The sequence below is a fragment of the Citrobacter sp. S46_ASV_140 genome, from assembly GCF_018919545.1.
Classification (GTDB): domain Bacteria; phylum Pseudomonadota; class Gammaproteobacteria; order Enterobacterales; family Enterobacteriaceae; genus Citrobacter; species Citrobacter braakii.
The window spans coordinates 1-16657 of record NZ_JAHLRC010000077.1 but is presented as its reverse complement, the minus strand read 5'-3'; the positions used below and the strand labels follow the sequence as shown (position 1 = coordinate 16657).

The 16657-nt window shown below is 52.5% G+C and carries 13 protein-coding genes and 2 pseudogenes; 5 read left to right on the top strand and 10 right to left on the bottom strand.

Annotated elements, in window-relative coordinates:
* The 3 genes and pseudogenes from KQJ19_RS17125 to aqpZ all read right to left on the bottom strand — a co-directional run.
* Positions 1-674 (bottom strand): annotated as a pseudogene (locus tag KQJ19_RS17125) (hydroxylamine reductase); the annotation flags it as partial.
* 155 nt (positions 675-829) lie between these two features.
* Positions 830-1729: a lysine exporter LysO family protein gene (locus KQJ19_RS17120; RefSeq protein ID WP_016153656.1), complete on the bottom strand. Its 900-nt coding sequence runs from the start codon at positions 1727-1729 to the stop codon at positions 830-832.
* A gap of 142 nt (positions 1730-1871) precedes the next feature.
* Positions 1872-2567 carry an aquaporin Z gene (gene aqpZ, locus KQJ19_RS17115; protein WP_003840208.1) on the bottom strand — a complete coding sequence of 232 codons (696 nt, stop codon included), beginning with the start codon at positions 2565-2567 and terminating at the stop codon, positions 1872-1874.
* Positions 2568-2939: 372 nt separating this feature from the next.
* Here aqpZ and KQJ19_RS17110 point away from each other — a divergent pair, with 372 nt between their 5' ends.
* Positions 2940-4598, top strand: coding sequence for an ATP-dependent endonuclease (locus KQJ19_RS17110; protein WP_016153655.1), 1659 nt, complete (start codon positions 2940-2942; stop codon positions 4596-4598).
* On the opposite strand, the gene KQJ19_RS17105 is transcribed toward KQJ19_RS17110, so the two are convergent.
* On the bottom strand, positions 4595-5545 hold the full coding sequence (locus KQJ19_RS17105; protein WP_216403901.1) for a VirK/YbjX family protein: 951 nt from the start codon (positions 5543-5545) through the stop codon (positions 4595-4597). The two genes, KQJ19_RS17110 and KQJ19_RS17105, sit on opposite strands and share 4 nt — an antisense overlap.
* Before the next feature lie 160 nt (positions 5546-5705).
* Here KQJ19_RS17105 and macA point away from each other — a divergent pair, with 160 nt between their 5' ends.
* Both macA and macB read left to right on the top strand, forming a co-directional pair.
* Complete coding sequence (gene macA, locus KQJ19_RS17100) at positions 5706-6821, top strand: macrolide transporter subunit MacA (RefSeq protein WP_016156938.1); 1116 nt, start codon at positions 5706-5708, stop codon at positions 6819-6821.
* Positions 6818-8764 (top strand): macrolide ABC transporter ATP-binding protein/permease MacB, encoded by a 1947-nt coding sequence (gene macB, locus KQJ19_RS17095; protein ID WP_016153652.1) that lies wholly within the window; start codon positions 6818-6820, stop codon positions 8762-8764. Before macA ends, macB begins: the two co-directional genes overlap by 4 nt.
* A 74-nt stretch (positions 8765-8838) precedes the next feature.
* Here macB and cspD read toward each other — a convergent pair whose 3' ends face one another.
* Positions 8839-9063: a cold shock-like protein CspD gene (cspD, locus tag KQJ19_RS17090; protein WP_003036813.1), complete on the bottom strand. Its 225-nt coding sequence runs from the start codon at positions 9061-9063 to the stop codon at positions 8839-8841.
* A gap of 323 nt (positions 9064-9386) precedes the next feature.
* Here cspD and clpS point away from each other — a divergent pair, with 323 nt between their 5' ends.
* Together clpS and clpA are read left to right on the top strand one after the other, a co-directional pair.
* Complete coding sequence (clpS, locus tag KQJ19_RS17085; protein WP_003036810.1) at positions 9387-9707, top strand: ATP-dependent Clp protease adapter ClpS; 321 nt, start codon at positions 9387-9389, stop codon at positions 9705-9707.
* A 30-nt stretch (positions 9708-9737) separates the two neighbouring features.
* Complete coding sequence (clpA, locus tag KQJ19_RS17080; RefSeq protein ID WP_016153651.1) at positions 9738-12014, top strand: ATP-dependent Clp protease ATP-binding subunit ClpA; 2277 nt, start codon at positions 9738-9740, stop codon at positions 12012-12014.
* 258 nt (positions 12015-12272) lie between these two features.
* Here the strand turns inward: clpA and yegQ are convergent, their stop codons facing one another.
* From yegQ to KQJ19_RS17055, 5 genes and pseudogenes are all read right to left on the bottom strand, one after another.
* Positions 12273-13634, bottom strand: coding sequence for a tRNA 5-hydroxyuridine modification protein YegQ (gene yegQ, locus KQJ19_RS17075; protein ID WP_006683890.1), 1362 nt, complete (start codon positions 13632-13634; stop codon positions 12273-12275).
* A gap of 159 nt (positions 13635-13793) precedes the next feature.
* Positions 13794-14126, bottom strand: a complete 333-nt coding sequence (locus tag KQJ19_RS17070) for a YegP family protein (protein WP_047501032.1) — start codon at positions 14124-14126, stop codon at positions 13794-13796.
* A 135-nt stretch (positions 14127-14261) separates the two neighbouring features.
* Positions 14262-14984, bottom strand: a complete 723-nt coding sequence (gene baeR / locus KQJ19_RS17065) for a two-component system response regulator BaeR (protein ID WP_016156936.1) — start codon at positions 14982-14984, stop codon at positions 14262-14264.
* Positions 14981-16384: a two-component system sensor histidine kinase BaeS gene (baeS, locus tag KQJ19_RS17060; protein ID WP_200107988.1), complete on the bottom strand. Its 1404-nt coding sequence runs from the start codon at positions 16382-16384 to the stop codon at positions 14981-14983. Before baeS ends, baeR begins: the two co-directional genes overlap by 4 nt.
* Positions 16384-16657, bottom strand: a pseudogene (locus KQJ19_RS17055) (multidrug transporter subunit MdtD); the annotation flags it as partial. The gene baeS and the pseudogene KQJ19_RS17055, both read right to left, overlap by 1 nt.

Genomic DNA, 16657 nt, shown 5'->3' with positions numbered 1-16657 from the left:
TTAGTGGTTTCGCCAGCATCCAGAATGCTCATCACTTTGAAGTTCATCTGGCCGATTTCCATTGAGCACTCCAGCAGAGCGTTCATATCGGAAGGCCAGGTTCCCAGCCATGCCATGATTTTGTGGTACTGAGCGTAGATGTCGTTGTCGTACTGACCGAGAACGTGCGCGTGCTCCATGTAAGCTGCCGCACCTTTCAGGCCGTACAGGCACAGCAGACGCAGGCCGAGAATGTTCTCGCCAATGGCTGCTTTGTCTTTGTTCGGGGTAAATTCAGCGGCCTGACGTTGCAGGTCGCCCAGATCGTCGCTGACCAGTTGCAGATCGGCCATCGGGTTAGCGACCGCTGCGTTCGCGTCGATGTTCAGGCATTGCGCTTTCAGGGCGTCGCGCATGGCGATAGCTTCACGGGCATAGCCAACAATACGCGGGGAATCGAAGTTAACGTTGGTCAGCGTGGAGAAGAATGCACGCGGCGCAAAGTTATCAACTTCATGGTCGATGATGCCGTATTCACGTGCCTTAACAGCCCATGCAGACAGACCTTGTAGGGAAGCAATCAGCAGATCCTGCAAATCGGAGGTTTCAGCCGTTTTACCGCACATACCCTGCGCGTAAGAGCAGCCGTTTCCTGCCGGAGTACGGATGGTTTGTTCACATTGCACACAAAACATGGTCACACCTTTTAAAGTTATATTTAATATACATGTTTAAGGTTATGCCTGTGCGCGAAGGGATAAAAGGGATTTCTGCTACAACTTGCAGGGAGATTGATTTAGCGCAATTTTGGCGGTAGATGACTACCGCCAGAGAGGTATTTGTCCTGACTTCAGGCGGAGAAAAACGCCATCAGCAAAGGCACTAACAGACTCAGAATAAAGCCGTGGACGATGGCTGCCGGAACCATCTCCAGACCGCCGCTGCGTTGGAGCACCGGTAAGGTGAAATCCATGGATGTCGCGCCACATAGCCCCAGCGCGGTTGAGCGGCTGCGGCCCACCATTCCAGGAATCAACATAATGGCAATCAGTTCGCGGGCCAGGTCATTAAAGAAGGCGGCGCTACCAATCACCGGCCCGAACGATTCGGTTAACAGAATACCGGACAGGGAATACCAGCCAAAACCTGATGCCATCGCCAGCGCGGTTTTCAGCGGCAGGCCGAGGATCAACGCATTGATAACCCCCGCCAGCATCGAACTGGCGACGACGACCACCGCAACAATCATCCCCCGGCGATTCAGCACAATTTGCTTTAAGGTCATACCGCTGTTGCGCAGTTGAATCCCGACCAGGAACAGTAAAAAGATTAACGTATATTCGCTGGCTTCGGTGGCGTGCTGCAGAATAGGAAGACCGGTGAGGCCGAGCAGAAAACCCACGACGACGACGCCACAAAGCTGGAGCGACTCAAGTGCCATCGCAATTCGCGAGGGTAGCTTTTCTTGCTTGTGGTTATGTCGCCAGGGCAGTGAACGCTCCAGCCAGAACAGCGCCGCGATATTACACAGCAAAATGACCGTCACGCTGACCGCAGAATAATGAAGAATGGCTAACAGGTTGCTGGCGAGATTATCCAGAAACGCCAGGCTGATACCCATAAAAAAGAGAATAAGGTAGACGATCCAGCTCAACAGGCGATTGATGAGTTTTAATGCAGCCCTGTGCCGAAGCGGAATAAGGTAGCCCACAATAAGGGGAACCAGAATGATTAACAGCCCTGAAAACATGAAAACCAGATCCTTGCTGAGAGTAAGACGAAATGCGCCAGCACACACTACTCAATGCAAAGAAGGGAGTAAAGTTGCAAATAAAAGGAAATATAGCGGGGAAAAAAAGACCTGACTTGCGCCAGGCCTTTTTTGTTATCGATTAATCGCGTTTTTCCAGCAAAGTGCGGTAAATAAGACCGCCGAGGACCCCACCGATAATCGGCATAACCCAGAAGAACCACAATTGCTGTAATGCCCAGCCGCCCTGGAAGATGGCTACAGCGGTACTACGTGCCGGGTTAACGGAGGTGTTGGTAACCGGAATACTGATCAAGTGGATCAGGGTTAACGCCAGACCAATCGCAATAGGTGCAAAACCTGCCGGAGCATGTTTATCGGTCGCACCGTGGATCACTAATAAGAAACCAGCGGTCAAAATAATTTCAATTACGACGGCAGAAAGCATTGAATAGCCGCCAGGTGAATGTTCACCAAAGCCGTTCGAGGCAAAACCACTGGCAGTTGCGTCAAAACCAGCTTTACCGCTGGCAATAAGATACAGTGCCGCTGCTGCAACAATACCGCCCACAACCTGAGCGATAACATAACCAATAACGTCTTTTGCCGGGAAGCGACCGCCCGCCCATAAACCGAAGGTCACCGCCGGGTTAAAGTGTCCGCCGGAAATATGACCTACGGCGAATGCCATGGTTAATACGGTCAAACCAAACGCCAGCGCGACACCGGCAAATCCAATACCCAACTCCGGGAATGCTGCGGCCAGAACTGCGCTACCGCACCCACCAAAGACGAGCCAAAACGTACCGAAGAATTCGGCTGCTAATTTCCTGAACATAACCACCTCAATTAAAAGTTCCGGGTTCGTGTTCCTTACCCGGTAATTCATCGCTAAAAGGGACGATGATGAAAGAGCCGGTATTTTAGAAAAAAACATCATCCCTTCGCCAGTTAAATTGATGAAAAAATTTGATTTAAGGCAATATGTTGTGATTCCTTTTTGAATATTGGATGAATGAAGCATAGTTCAATTAGCAAAACGGCGATGATTGAGTTCTGAAATAATATTCCGGGGAAAACATAAGAAGAATATTCTTATATTTTTTGATTTCTGCGACTAACCTCCTGATCATATCGGGTGTCCTGAGCGCCCGCTTGCCGTTATACTCCTGATAACTTGAAGGAAAAAGTTAGCATTTCCGGAGGCTATATGATTCTCGAACGCGTTGAGATTGTTGGATTTCGTGGTATTAACCGTTTGTCGTTGATGCTGGAGCAAAGCAACGTACTGATTGGGGAGAACGCGTGGGGTAAGTCCAGTCTGCTGGATGCTTTAACCCTGTTGCTGTCGCCGGAAACTGATTTGTACCACTTTGACCGCGAAGATTTCTGGTTTCCGCCGGGCGATATTCAAGGCCGGGAACATCATCTGCATATCATCCTGACGTTTCGTGAGTCTCAACCGGGTCGCCACCGCGTGCGCAGGTATCGTCCTCTGGAAGCCAGCTGGACGCTGTGTCAGGATGGCTATCACCGCATTTTCTATCGACTGGAAGGTGAATGTGCGGACGACGGTAGCGTTCTGACGTTACGCAGTTTTCTGGATGGCGAGGGCCATCAGCTTCCCCTCGACGACATTAACGATCAGGCGCGGCACCTCGTGCGTTTGATGCCAGTACTGCGCCTGCGTGACGCGCGTTTTATGCGACGGATCCGTAACGGTACGGTGCCGGATTCGGCGGATGTCGAAGTGACCGCGCGGCAACTGGATTTTCTGGCACGTGAACTGGCTACCCGACCGCAAAACCTGACAGATGGGCAGATACGTCAGGGGTTATCGGCCATGGTACAGCTGTTGGAACACTATTTTTCTGAGCAGGGTTCCAGTCAGTCCCGCTATCGTCTGATGCGTCGACGTTCCAATAACGAACAACGTAGCTGGCGCTATCTGGATATTATCAACCGTATGATTGATAGACCGGGCGGACGCACGCACCGCGTGATCCTGTTGGGACTGTTTTCGACGCTGTTACAGGCCAAAGGCACGCTGAGGCTGGATAAAGACGCCCGGCCGTTACTGTTGGTAGAAGATCCTGAAACGCGTTTACATCCGATTATGCTGTCGGTTGCCTGGCACCTGCTGAATTTGCTTCCGCTGCAACGGGTGGCGACCACCAACTCAGGTGAGTTACTGTCCCTCACCCCCGTGGAACACGTTGTCCGCCTGGTGCGTGAGTCCTCCCGCGTCGCCGCCTGGCGGCTTGGGCCAGGTGGGATCAGCGCAGAAGATGGTCGGCGTATTGCCTTTCATATTCGTTTTAACCGTGCATCGTCGTTGTTTGCCCGCTGTTGGCTGCTGGTGGAAGGCGAAACGGAAACCTGGGTCATTAACGAACTGGCCCGCCAGTGTGGGCACCACTTTGATGCGGAAGGTATCAAAGTCATTGAATTTGCCCAGTCCGGCCTTAAGCCGCTGGTTAAGTTCGCCCGCCGGATGGGTATCGAGTGGCATGTGCTGGTTGATGGTGATGAAGCCGGGAAAAAGTATGCCGCTACGGTGCGGAGTTTGTTGAATAACGACAGAGAAGAAGAGCGCGATCATTTAACCATGCTTCCCGCGCTGGACATGGAACATTTTATGTATCGCCAGGGGTTCGCTGACGTATTCCACAGGGTGGCGCAAATCCCCGAAAACGTGCCCATGAATATGCGCAAAATTATCTCGAAGGCGATTCACCGGTCGTCAAAACCAGATTTAGCCATTGAGGTGGCGATGGAAGCCGGGCGGCGCGGCGTTGACGCGGTGCCAACGCTGCTGCGAAAAATGTTTTCCCGCGTGCTGTGGTTGGCACGCGGCAGAGCGGATTAGTTGCGAAACATCGACGACAGCTGCGAGTGGATGCTGTCCAGTAGCTGGTAGCGACGGCGGTATTCCGCGCGTTTTTTGCTGGCAATGTCCGCTTCGCTTTTTCGCGCCATTGTGCTTGGGATATGGTAATAGCCGTGACTGTCGCACTCACCGCCAACCGACTCCCAAAATGCGTTGTAGTCAGAAAGTATCACCTTGTTTTTATCGTGGTAACGCGGGCTGCGAAAGATATGCTGTTCATTACTGACAGCCAGAATTTGTTTGATATTCAATTGTTCTGCAAAACAGCAAATGGCTTCCATCACAATACGTTTAGGGAAAATCCCGTAGCATGATTTGGTCGCTTTTTGAATTTCTTCATGTGGCAGTAATCGACTGCCTCCCTGTAACCCGCCAATAAACAGTGTGCTGCTTCCTTGATAATTGCACAGCGTAAACGTCATTTCCGCTAAAGTCTCGCCAGCGCTATTGCGTACCAGAATGGTACTTTCACCTTCTTTATCCAGTGAGATAAATGAGCCCAGTATTACGCTAAATATTTCGCTATTTTTGCCTTCAATTTGTGCCAGTTGTAATCCATCCGCACTTAAATAAGCTTTATATTCCGTGGCTGAAAAAGAGCTGCGGATAGCATTGTAATGAAAACGCACAGCATCCAGTTTCATTTTCCGATCAAGGTTTTGTGCGAGATAGGCGCGATGTAGGCGAACCGGCAGACGAGGCTGGCGTGCCAGTACGCTATCGAGATCAGGCCATTGCGCCAGTTCAGTCATCCATTCATGCATTAATCGTGGCATAAGCGCTGAGCGCAACAAAAACTTACGACGGAAGCTACGCTGATGCCAAAATTTTCCAGGGCGCCAATGTCCGGTCATCAGGCTACAAAAGAGGCTAAAACTTGTGGCGGGTTTTGAAGAATGAAAAGTGCTGTCAGTTAGCTGGCTCATAATAACAATCCGATGGATACTCTGGTACTAATTTCAACACAGCGGATCTTAACCATTCATCAATAACTCTGTTATTCTTGCGTTTTTCAACGGCTATTTATTTAACGTTGATGTTTACCACTCCACTCTGGTGGACGTATTGGGGGAAATTGGGACATTTATGAAGCTCAAGGGAAAAATCAAAAAGCGCTATTTTCTCTTCGCCATCATCATTATTGTGGCGATAATTGCACTTTGGCGAACGCTTAATGCGCCTTTACCTCAGTATCAAACGTTAATTGTGCGTCCGGGCGATCTGCAGCAAAGCGTACTGGCAACCGGCAAACTGGATGCGTTGCGTAAAGTTGACGTCGGGGCGCAGGTAAGCGGGCAGTTAAAAACGCTGTCGGTCGCGATTGGCGACAAAGTAAAAAAAGATCAACTGCTTGGCGTTATCGATCCTGAACAGGCGCAAAACCAGATTAAAGAGGTTGAAGCGACGCTGATGGAATTACGCGCTCAGCGTTTACAGGCTGAAGCCGAGTGGAAGCTGGCGCGGGTAACGCTTTCCCGTCAGCAACAGCTGGCGAAAACCCAGGCTGTCTCGCAGCAGGATCTCGACACGGCGGCTACTCAGATGGCGGTCAAACAGGCGCAAATCGGCACAATTGATGCGCAAATTAAGCGTAATCAGGCCTCTCTCGATACGGCAAAAACCAACCTTGATTACACCCGCATCGTCGCGCCAATGGCAGGCGAAGTCACGCAAATTACTACCCTTCAGGGGCAAACCGTTATTGCTGCCCAGCAGGCGCCTAACATTCTGACATTGGCAGATATGAGCACCATGCTGGTGAAAGCGCAGGTTTCCGAGGCGGATGTGATTCACCTGCATCCCGGGCAAAAGGCCTGGTTTACCGTACTGGGCGATCCTCAGACGCGCTACGAAGGTAAGCTCAAAGATGTTCTTCCGACGCCAGAGAAAGTGAATGATGCGATTTTCTACTATGCTCGCTTCGAAGTTCCCAACCCGAAAGGGATCCTGCGTCTGGATATGACCGCGCAGGTCCATATCCAGCTCACGGATGTCAAAAATGTCCTGACGATCCCGCTGTCGGCGCTGGGCGATCCTATTGGCAACAATCGTTATAACGTCAGGCTGCTGCGTAACGGTGAAACCCGTGAACGTGAAGTGGTTATCGGCGCGCGTAATGACACCGATGTGGAGATCGTGAAAGGGCTGGAAGAGGGGGATGAAGTCATCACCGGTGAGGGCAACGCTGGAGCGCCAAAATGACGGCATTGCTTGAACTGAGCAATATCCGCCGCAGCTATCCGTCAGGCGAAGGTCAGGTCGAGGTATTGAAGGACGTATCCTTGAGCATTCAGGCCGGGGAAATGGTGGCGATTGTCGGGGCGTCTGGCTCGGGGAAATCGACGCTGATGAATATTCTCGGCTGTCTGGACAAACCCACCAGCGGTACGTATCGGGTTGCCGGGCGCGATGTCTCCACGCTGGATAGCGATGCGTTAGCCCAGCTGCGTCGCGAACATTTCGGTTTTATCTTCCAGCGTTATCATTTGTTGTCGCATTTAACCGCCGCGCAAAACGTTGAGGTGCCTGCAGTCTACGCTGGCACCGAACGTAAGCAGCGCCTGGCCCGTGCCCAAGAACTCCTGCAGCGACTGGGCCTGGGCGACAGAGTTGACTATCAGCCTTCCCAGCTTTCCGGTGGTCAGCAGCAGCGGGTCAGTATTGCGCGTGCGCTGATGAACGGGGGACAGGTTATCCTCGCCGACGAACCCACCGGCGCGCTGGACAGCCATTCAGGCGAAGAGGTGATGGCGATTTTGCATCAGCTGCGCGATCGCGGGCATACGGTGATTATCGTCACTCACGACAGCCAGGTCGCCGCGCAGGCCGAACGCGTCATTGAAATTCGTGACGGCGAGATTGTGCGCAATCCGCCGTCGCACAAACCCTCTACCGGACGCGATATCGCGGAGCCGACGGTGAAAACGGCGTCCGGCTGGGGGCAGTTTGTCAGCGGTTTTCGCGAAGCGCTCACTATGGCCTGGCTGGCAATGGCTGCGAATAAAATGCGAACGCTACTGACCATGCTTGGGATCATCATCGGTATTGCTTCGGTGGTGTCGATTGTGGTGGTAGGCGATGCGGCTAAACAGCTGGTGCTGGCAGATATTCGCGCTATCGGCACCAATACCATCGATATCTATCCTGGCAAAGATTTCGGCGACGACGACCCACAATATCAACAGGCGCTGAAGTATGACGATTTAACGGCATTACAGAAGCAGCCCTGGGTCAGTTCGGTGACGCCTGCGGTGTCGAAAAACCTGCGGCTACGCTATGGCAATATCGACGTGGCCGCCAGTGCTAATGGCGTTAGCGGCGACTATTTCAACGTCTATGGCATGACGTTTAGCGAAGGGACCACTTTTAACGCTGAACAACTGGCGGGGCGCGCTCAGGTGGTGGTGCTCGACAGTAATACCCGTCGTCAATTGTTCCCCAACAAAGCGAAAGTTGTCGGCGAAGTCGTGCTGGTGGGGAATATGCCTGCCACGGTGATTGGTGTTGCAGAAGAGAAACAGTCGATGTTTGGCAGTAGCAAGATCCTGCGGGTCTGGCTGCCTTACAGCACCATGTCCGGGCGAATTATGGGGCAGTCGTGGCTGAACTCGATCACCGTGCGGGTGAAAGACGGTTTTGATAGTGCCCAGGCCGAGCAGCAGCTCACCCGGCTACTGACGTTACGCCACGGTAAGAAGGATTTCTTCACCTGGAATATGGACGGTGTCTTGAAAACCGCCGAAAAGACCACACGTACATTACAACTCTTCCTGACGCTGGTGGCCGTGATTTCGCTGGTGGTCGGTGGGATTGGTGTGATGAATATTATGCTGGTTTCGGTAACCGAACGAACGCGCGAGATTGGCATTCGTATGGCGGTTGGCGCCCGCGCCAGTGACGTGCTGCAGCAGTTCTTAATTGAAGCGGTGCTGGTGTGTCTGGTTGGCGGCGCGTTGGGCATTAGCTTGTCGATGCTGATCGCCTTTACGCTTCAGCTATTCCTGCCTGGCTGGGAAATAGGTTTCTCACCCGTAGCCTTATTGACGGCGTTTCTGTGTTCGACTGCGACCGGGATTTTGTTTGGCTGGCTACCGGCGCGAAATGCGGCGCGGCTGGATCCGGTAGATGCTCTGGCGCGGGAATAATACCATCGAGATAAAAATGCCAGCCGCAAAGGCTGGCATTTTGACTGCGGGATGTACACAATGAAACAGAAGAGCTATGCGACAGCTTCTGCTTCAATGACAGGCACGATGACACTGGCATGATTGCCTTTTGGCCCCTGGTGGACATCAAACTGGACAGACTGCCCGGCTTTTAGCGTTCTGTAACCATCCATCTGAATGGTGGAGTAATGGGCGAAAATATCTTCGCCGCCGCCTTCGGGGCAGATGAAACCAAACCCTTTGGCGTTGTTGAACCACTTAACAGTACCCGTTTCCATGCTTCGACATCCTTCGTAAATCTTATATAAGTAAGATGGAATGAACCGGTGGCGGAGTGGGGGCTGTTCAAAACCTCGCCAACTCTCGAAACTACAATTTAGAGAAATCAGGCGAGGCGTCAAGCGCCAGGCTGACGGAATAGGGTAAAAATGCATCAAAATTTGAAGCAGTTAACGCTATTGTCGGTTATGTGACAGATGTCGCGGATGGCACTAATAGATGATAGTTATCTAATACTTGAGGTAGATTGATTGTGCGCATAGGCTGCTTGTCAGCGGCAAGATTTTCTGCCGGAAACCGTAACTGAAGATGACGACTGACAATGGGTAAGACTAACGACTGGCTGGATTTCGATCTGCTGGCGGAAGATAAATTGCGCGACGCGCTAAAACCGCCATCTATGTATAAAGTGATATTAGTCAATGATGATTACACTCCGATGGAGTTTGTTATTGACGTGTTACAAAAATTCTTTTCTTATGATGTAGAACGTGCAACGCAACTGATGCTTGCCGTTCACTATCAAGGTAAAGCGATTTGCGGCGTATTCACTGCCGAAGTGGCTGAAACCAAAGTTGCGATGGTGAACAAGTATGCGAGGGAGAACGAGCATCCGTTGCTGTGTACGCTAGAAAAAGCCTAAATGCAGGCATAAATATTGGGGGAGGTGCCTATGCTCAATCAAGAACTGGAGCTCAGTTTAAACATGGCTTTCGCCAGAGCGCGCGAGCACCGACATGAGTTTATGACCGTCGAGCACTTGCTACTGGCATTGCTCAGTAACCCATCGGCCCGCGAAGCGCTGGAAGCGTGTTCTGTGGATCTGGTGGCGCTGCGTCAGGAACTCGAAGCCTTCATTGAACAAACCACACCCGTATTGCCTGCCAGTGAAGAAGAGCGCGACACGCAGCCAACGTTGAGTTTTCAGCGTGTGTTGCAACGCGCGGTCTTTCATGTTCAGTCCTCCGGGCGCAATGAAGTTACCGGTGCTAATGTGCTGGTCGCCATCTTCAGCGAGCAGGAATCTCAGGCGGCTTATCTGCTGCGTAAGCATGAAGTGAGTCGCCTTGATGTGGTGAATTTTATTTCTCATGGCACGCGCAAAGACGAACCAAGTCAGTCCTCTGACTCTGGTAATCAGCCGAATAACGAAGAGCAAGCTGGCGGGGAGGACCGTATGGAGAACTTCACGACTAACCTTAACCAGCTTGCCCGTGTGGGCGGAATTGATCCGCTCATTGGCCGGGACAAAGAGCTGGAGCGCGCCATTCAGGTACTGTGCCGTCGTCGAAAAAACAACCCGCTGCTGGTGGGTGAGTCTGGCGTCGGTAAAACCGCTATTGCGGAAGGCCTCGCCTGGCGTATCGTCCAGGGCGACGTGCCGGAAGTGATGGCTGATTGTACCCTTTACTCTCTGGATATCGGCTCGCTGCTGGCGGGTACCAAATACCGTGGCGATTTTGAAAAACGCTTTAAGGCGCTGCTGAAACAACTGGAACAGGATACTAACAGCATTCTGTTTATCGATGAGATCCACACCATTATCGGCGCGGGTGCGGCATCGGGCGGCCAGGTGGATGCAGCTAACCTGATCAAGCCGTTGCTCTCCAGCGGTAAAATCCGTGTGATAGGCTCCACAACCTATCAGGAATTCAGCAATATCTTTGAAAAGGACCGCGCGCTAGCACGCCGTTTCCAGAAAATCGATATCACTGAGCCGTCGGTTGAAGAGACCGTGCAGATCATCAACGGTCTGAAGCCGAAATACGAAGCGCACCATGACGTTCGCTACACCGCCAAAGCGGTGCGTGCAGCGGTCGAACTGGCGGTGAAATACATTAACGATCGTCATCTGCCGGACAAAGCGATTGACGTGATCGATGAGGCGGGCGCGCGGGCACGTCTGATGCCGGTCAGCAAGCGCAAGAAAACCGTCAACGTGGCGGATATCGAGTCCGTCGTGGCCCGCATTGCGCGGATCCCGGAGAAGAGCGTTTCGCAGAGCGATCGCGATACGCTGAAAAACCTGGGCAACCGTCTGAAAATGCTGGTATTCGGACAGGATAAAGCCATTGAGGCGCTGACTGAAGCGATCAAAATGAGCCGTGCTGGTCTGGGACACGAGCATAAACCTGTCGGTTCGTTCCTGTTTGCCGGACCGACTGGCGTTGGTAAGACCGAAGTCACGGTGCAGTTGTCCAAAGCGCTGGGTATTGAGCTGCTGCGGTTTGATATGTCCGAGTATATGGAACGTCACACCGTCAGCCGCCTGATTGGTGCGCCTCCAGGATATGTCGGTTTCGACCAGGGCGGTTTGCTGACGGATGCTGTCATTAAGCATCCGCATGCGGTACTGCTGCTGGATGAAATCGAAAAAGCGCATCCGGACGTCTTTAACCTGCTGCTGCAGGTGATGGATAACGGTACGCTGACCGACAATAACGGGCGTAAAGCGGATTTCCGCAACGTGGTGCTGGTCATGACCACCAACGCCGGCGTGCGTGAAACCGAGCGTAAATCGATTGGGCTGATTCATCAGGACAACAGTACTGATGCGATGGGCGAAATCAAAAAAGTGTTTACGCCGGAATTCCGTAACCGTCTCGACAACATTATCTGGTTCGATCATCTCTCTACTGAGGTGATTCATCAGGTTGTTGATAAGTTTATCGTCGAACTTCAGGTTCAGTTGGATCAGAAAGGTGTCTCTCTGGAAGTGAGTCAGGAAGCCCGCGACTGGCTGGCTGAGAAGGGCTATGACCGCGCAATGGGTGCACGCCCGATGACGCGCGTTGTCCAGGATAACCTGAAAAAACCATTGGCTAACGAACTGCTGTTCGGCTCGCTTGTGGATGGCGGTCAGGTGACCGTTGCGCTGGATAAAGAGAAAAATGAGCTGACCTATGGTTTCCAGAGTGCGCAAAAGCACAAGCCAGAAGCAGCGCATTAATATCTAACCACCTAATGAACCGGGCGTAATGCCCGGTTTTTTTTCGCCTGAAAGTCGTGATTTGAATAGGGGGGGTAAACGGCAGGCAAAAAATAAGCCTGCGTAAGGGAGATTACGCAGGCTAAGGAGGTGGTTCCTGGTACAGCTAGCATTTATGGGTTATGTTTTTCAGCGGATGGGATAATACCCTTAATGAACGAAGCGGTATGTGATCGATTTCTAAGAATCTTCCGAACGCTGAAAAATAACCGTAATTAACTACTTAGCATGTGGGTTGCGCGTGGACTCACCGGCAAAATTACGCATCAACAATGCATAATTCAGATCGATATCCTCCGGTACAGGCATCCACACGGTGTAACCATCGCCCGGCGCAACCGGCATCGCTTCGCCTTTCGCGTTTTCCATCTGTTCGAGGGTAAAGTTGATGTTGCCCTGTGGGGTCATCAGCTCCAGGCTGTCGCCGACGGTGAATTTATTTTTCACCAGCACAGCCGCCAGTTCACCTTTACGTTCGCCAGTGAATTCGCCGACAAACTGCTGACGCTCGGAAACAGAGAAGCCGTATTCGTAGTTCTGATAGTCGTCATGTGTATGGCGGCGCAGGAACCCCTCGGTGTAACCGCGATGCGCCAGACCTTCCAGCGTTTCCAGCAGTTGCGGGTCGAACGGTTTCCCGGCAGCGGCATCATCAATGGCCTTGCGATAAACCTGCGCGGTACGTGCACAGTAATAGTATGATTTAGTACGGCCTTCAATTTTCAGCGAATGCACGCCCATCTGAGTCAGGCGCTCAACGTGGGCAATGGCACGCAAATCCTTCGAGTTCATGATGTAAGTGCCGTGTTCGTCTTCAAACGCGGTCATGTACTCACCCGGACGCTGGGCTTCTTCGATCATAAAGACTTTGTCAGTCGGCGCGCCAATACCCAGCGTTGGCTCAACATTTTGTACCGGGATAGGCTCGTACTTATGCACGATATTGCCCACCACGTCTTCTTTGCCTTCCTGCACGTTGTATTCCCAGCGGCAGGCATTGGTACAGGTACCCTGATTTGGGTCACGCTTGTTGATGTAGCCAGAGAGCAGGCAGCGGCCGGAGTAAGCCATGCACAGCGCGCCGTGAACAAAGATCTCAATTTCCATATCCGGCACCTGGGTGCGGATCTCTTCAATTTCTTCCAACGACAGTTCGCGGGACAGGATCACACGGGTCAATCCCATCTGCTTCCAGAATTTCACCGTCGCCCAGTTTACGGCGTTAGCCTGTACTGAAAGGTGAATGTCCATGTCAGGGAAGTTTTCGCGCACCAGCATAATCAGACCAGGGTCGGACATGATCAGTGCATCCGGTCCCATTTCCACCACCGGTTTCAGGTCACGAATGAAGGTCTTCAGCTTGGCGTTATGCGGGGCAATATTAACCACCACATAGAATTTTTTACCCAGTTCATGGGCTTCATTAATGCCTAGCTGCAGGTTTTCGTGATTGAATTCGTTGTTGCGTACGCGCAGTGAGTAACGCGGTTGGCCCGCATATACAGCGTCTGCGCCATAGGCGAAAGCGTAACGCATGTTTTTCAGCGTTCCCGCCGGGGAAAGGAGTTCCGGTTTAAACATAATTTTCTCGTTCTGATGACAGGTCAGACTCGCCTCACTCAATGAGGCGGTTAGGGGAGTGCCCCCATATTAAGGGCGGGCATTGTAGCGCTGTGGGGAAGACAGGTAAAGAAAAACGCCGGGCGACAGCGTGGCGTTACCCGGCTGAGCGAGTCATTATCAGGTTTTATCTTTTATCGTCTGACTTACACCATTGGCCTTAACTGAAGCAATACCGGTCTCGCGCGACTGTTCATTCGCATACAGTTGACTGCTACCAATAATCTGGTGGTTTGCTGCTTTCAAATTGAAATGCAATTTGCCATTAGCTGCCGTTTTTTTCTCATAACGCTCGGCCAGAGGGCTGTTAGCCTGGACAGAAGCGATCCCTTTTTCTGCCGCGCCTTTTGTCGTGTAAAGCTCACTGGTAAGGATAGTTTCCCCGTTTCCAGCCTTAAGAACAAAGCGGTACTGATCATCGCTACTCTTACTTAATTCAAACCAACCAGCCATATGAACTCCTTGATTAAAGTTTTATATCAAACAGTTATTGACGATAGTGTTGCCACAAAGAGTATGAGCGATATTTGGAGAGTTGCTAGTCAACAGGACTCCACGAAGCCGCGGAGTCCTGCAGGACGGGAGTGTTTACACAATCCGACAGGCGTCGGCTTCCCAGCGATACCCTACGCCATAGACCGCGCGGATAAACGACTGCTCCGCATCCAGCGATTCCAGCTTGCGTCGCAGGTTCTTAATATGGCTGTCGATGGTTCGGTCGGTAACGACACGGTAATCGTCATAGAGATGATTGAGCAACTGTTCACGGGAGAACACTTTTCCCGGTTCATGCGACAGCGTTTTGAGTAAGCGAAATTCAGCAGGCGTTAAGTCGAGCATTTTCCCACGCCAGGACGCCTGAAAACGACCTTCATCGACGATCAACGGGCTGTCAGCATCCATCTGTTGCAGTTCGCGCTGCGGCTTGCAACGGCGCAGAATCGTCTTCACGCGAGCAACAACTTCACGCGGGCTGTAGGGTTTGCAAATATAATCATCCGCACCGATCTCCAGCCCCAGCAGGCGATCAATTTCTTCTATCTTGGCGGTTACCATCATGATGGGGACTTCAGAGAATCGGCGGATTTCCCGGCACAGAGTCAGGCCGTCGGTACCAGGCAGCATCAGATCCAACAAGATCAGATCGGGCGGCGTCTGACGCACGTAAGGAAGAACCAGATCGCCGTGGCTGATGAGCGTAGGAGCGTAGCTTGCCGCGCGCAGATAGTCGATAAGCAGTTGTCCCAGCTTGGGCTCGTCTTCCACGATCAGAATACGCGGCGTGTTTTCATCAATGGGTAACTCAGTCATACATCTCTCTGTAAATCGCGTTCCAGCGGTAATGTTACTGTAATGCTAACCCCGCCAAAAGGCGAATGGGCGGCGCGAATCAGACCATTATGCGCCTGTACGATATTGACGCAAATTGCCAGCCCCAGCCCGGAACCACCGCTGGCACGGTTACGCGAGCCTTCGGTGCGATAAAAGCGTTCAAACAGCTTCTGTAACTGGTCGTCACTTACGCCGGGAGCGGAATCAGCGAAGGTTAATAAAACCATACGCTCGCGTTGTTCGGCGCTGATGTGCAGTCCGCCGCCGCTGTCGGTGTAGCGCAGACTGTTTTCCAGCAGATTGTTGAACAACTGCATCAAACGATCCCTGTCGCCAAATACTGTCATGCTGTCCGGGAGTGAAAGCTGTATCGTCAGTCCACGGCTGGCAAAGCGTTCACGAAATGCGCCACTTGCCACTTCCAACAGGGGGATGAGATCCAGAGATGTTTTCTGGTAGGCCAGCGCGCCTTCATCGGACATGGAGAGCTGATGCAGATCGTCCACCAGCTTGGTGAGCGTACCCACTTCAGCCTGCAAAGAGGCAACAGAGTCAGGGGTGAACTGGCGTACGCCATCCTGAATGGCCTCCAGTTCACCGCGCAACACCGCTAACGGCGTACGCAGTTCGTGAGAAATATCGGCCATAAAGTCACGACGCATCTGCTGGTTTTTTTCCAGCGTACTGGCAAGCTGGTTGAAGTCCTGCGCCAGCTTGCCCAGTTCATCCGTACTGGTCGGCGCAACGCGAGTGGTGAAATCGCCAGCCGCCAGTTTGTGCGTGCCTTCTACCAACCGCTTGACCGGGGCCAGCAGGCTGCGCGCCAGCGTAAACGTTGCCAGCGCCGCCAGGATCGTGGAGAGCGCGACGATGAGCCAACTGGAACGCCTTTGCTGCATGTCGAAATTGATATCCGTATTGCGCGTTAAGCGTTCCACGGGAGAGGCAATCACGGCACCGACTTCGCTACCGTTGACGCGGATCGGATGGCGCATACCGTCACGGGGGACCGGAGCACGCGGACCGACCAGCACGCGGGCATTTTGGTCGACAACCCAAAACTGCGTACGCCAGCCGTGCGGCGGCATGCCGGGGCCGGGTTTATCATCGTCGTTGTCGTGTTCAAAAGAGCGCAGGATCTGAAAAACAAACCGATCGTTATTGCGTAAGAATCGCCAGTTGCCGTGCTGCTGATACTGCTCGCTTAATGCGTCGCTGAGCATTTGCAGCCGCTGTTCGTTACCGTGCTTGATATAGTCAATAAAACCGCGTTCGAAGCTTATGCGTACGGCCCAGTGCATGCTGATCAGCAATACGATGCAGGTGGCGAAAATCGCCAGAAACAGTTTGCCGGTGATACCGGGCCGCCAGAACTTCATCAGGTGCTCCTTTTGCGCCGTGAAATCACCGCGTTGGTTTGCGTGTCGTTCGGCACGCGGGCAAAAATAATGGCGGGCAGCGCGATAATGAATGCGATGCACAGCCAGGTATACATAAAGACGGTATGCGTACTTCCGCTGTCGATGACGCTATGCTGCTGACCGAACATACCTAGCAGCAGTCCCGCGATGGTCACCCCGATACTCATCGACAGCTGCATGATCATTGACAGCAGGCTGTTACCACTGCTGGCGAGATCGTCAGGCAGGTCT

What these genes read in the sequence shown, in the direction of transcription:
- macA (WP_016156938.1), top strand. Translation starts at nt 5,706, where the DNA reads ATGAAGCTCAAGGGAAAAATCAAAAAGCGCTATTTTCTCTTCGCCATC.
- clpS (WP_003036810.1), top strand. Translation starts at nt 9,387, where the DNA reads ATGGGTAAGACTAACGACTGGCTGGATTTCGATCTGCTGGCGGAAGAT.
- cspD (WP_003036813.1), bottom strand. Translation starts at nt 9,063, where the DNA reads ATGGAAACGGGTACTGTTAAGTGGTTCAACAACGCCAAAGGGTTTGGT.
- yegQ (WP_006683890.1), bottom strand. Translation starts at nt 13,634, where the DNA reads ATGTTTAAACCGGAACTCCTTTCCCCGGCGGGAACGCTGAAAAACATG.
- macB (WP_016153652.1), top strand. Translation starts at nt 6,818, where the DNA reads ATGACGGCATTGCTTGAACTGAGCAATATCCGCCGCAGCTATCCGTCA.
- aqpZ (WP_003840208.1), bottom strand. Translation starts at nt 2,567, where the DNA reads ATGTTCAGGAAATTAGCAGCCGAATTCTTCGGTACGTTTTGGCTCGTC.
- KQJ19_RS17120 (WP_016153656.1), bottom strand. Translation starts at nt 1,729, where the DNA reads ATGTTTTCAGGGCTGTTAATCATTCTGGTTCCCCTTATTGTGGGCTAC.
- KQJ19_RS17070 (WP_047501032.1), bottom strand. Translation starts at nt 14,126, where the DNA reads ATGGCTGGTTGGTTTGAATTAAGTAAGAGTAGCGATGATCAGTACCGC.
- baeR (WP_016156936.1), bottom strand. Translation starts at nt 14,984, where the DNA reads ATGACTGAGTTACCCATTGATGAAAACACGCCGCGTATTCTGATCGTG.
- KQJ19_RS17110 (WP_016153655.1), top strand. Translation starts at nt 2,940, where the DNA reads ATGATTCTCGAACGCGTTGAGATTGTTGGATTTCGTGGTATTAACCGT.
- baeS (WP_200107988.1), bottom strand. Translation starts at nt 16,384, where the DNA reads ATGAAGTTCTGGCGGCCCGGTATCACCGGCAAACTGTTTCTGGCGATT.
- clpA (WP_016153651.1), top strand. Translation starts at nt 9,738, where the DNA reads ATGCTCAATCAAGAACTGGAGCTCAGTTTAAACATGGCTTTCGCCAGA.
- KQJ19_RS17105 (WP_216403901.1), bottom strand. Translation starts at nt 5,545, where the DNA reads ATGAGCCAGCTAACTGACAGCACTTTTCATTCTTCAAAACCCGCCACA.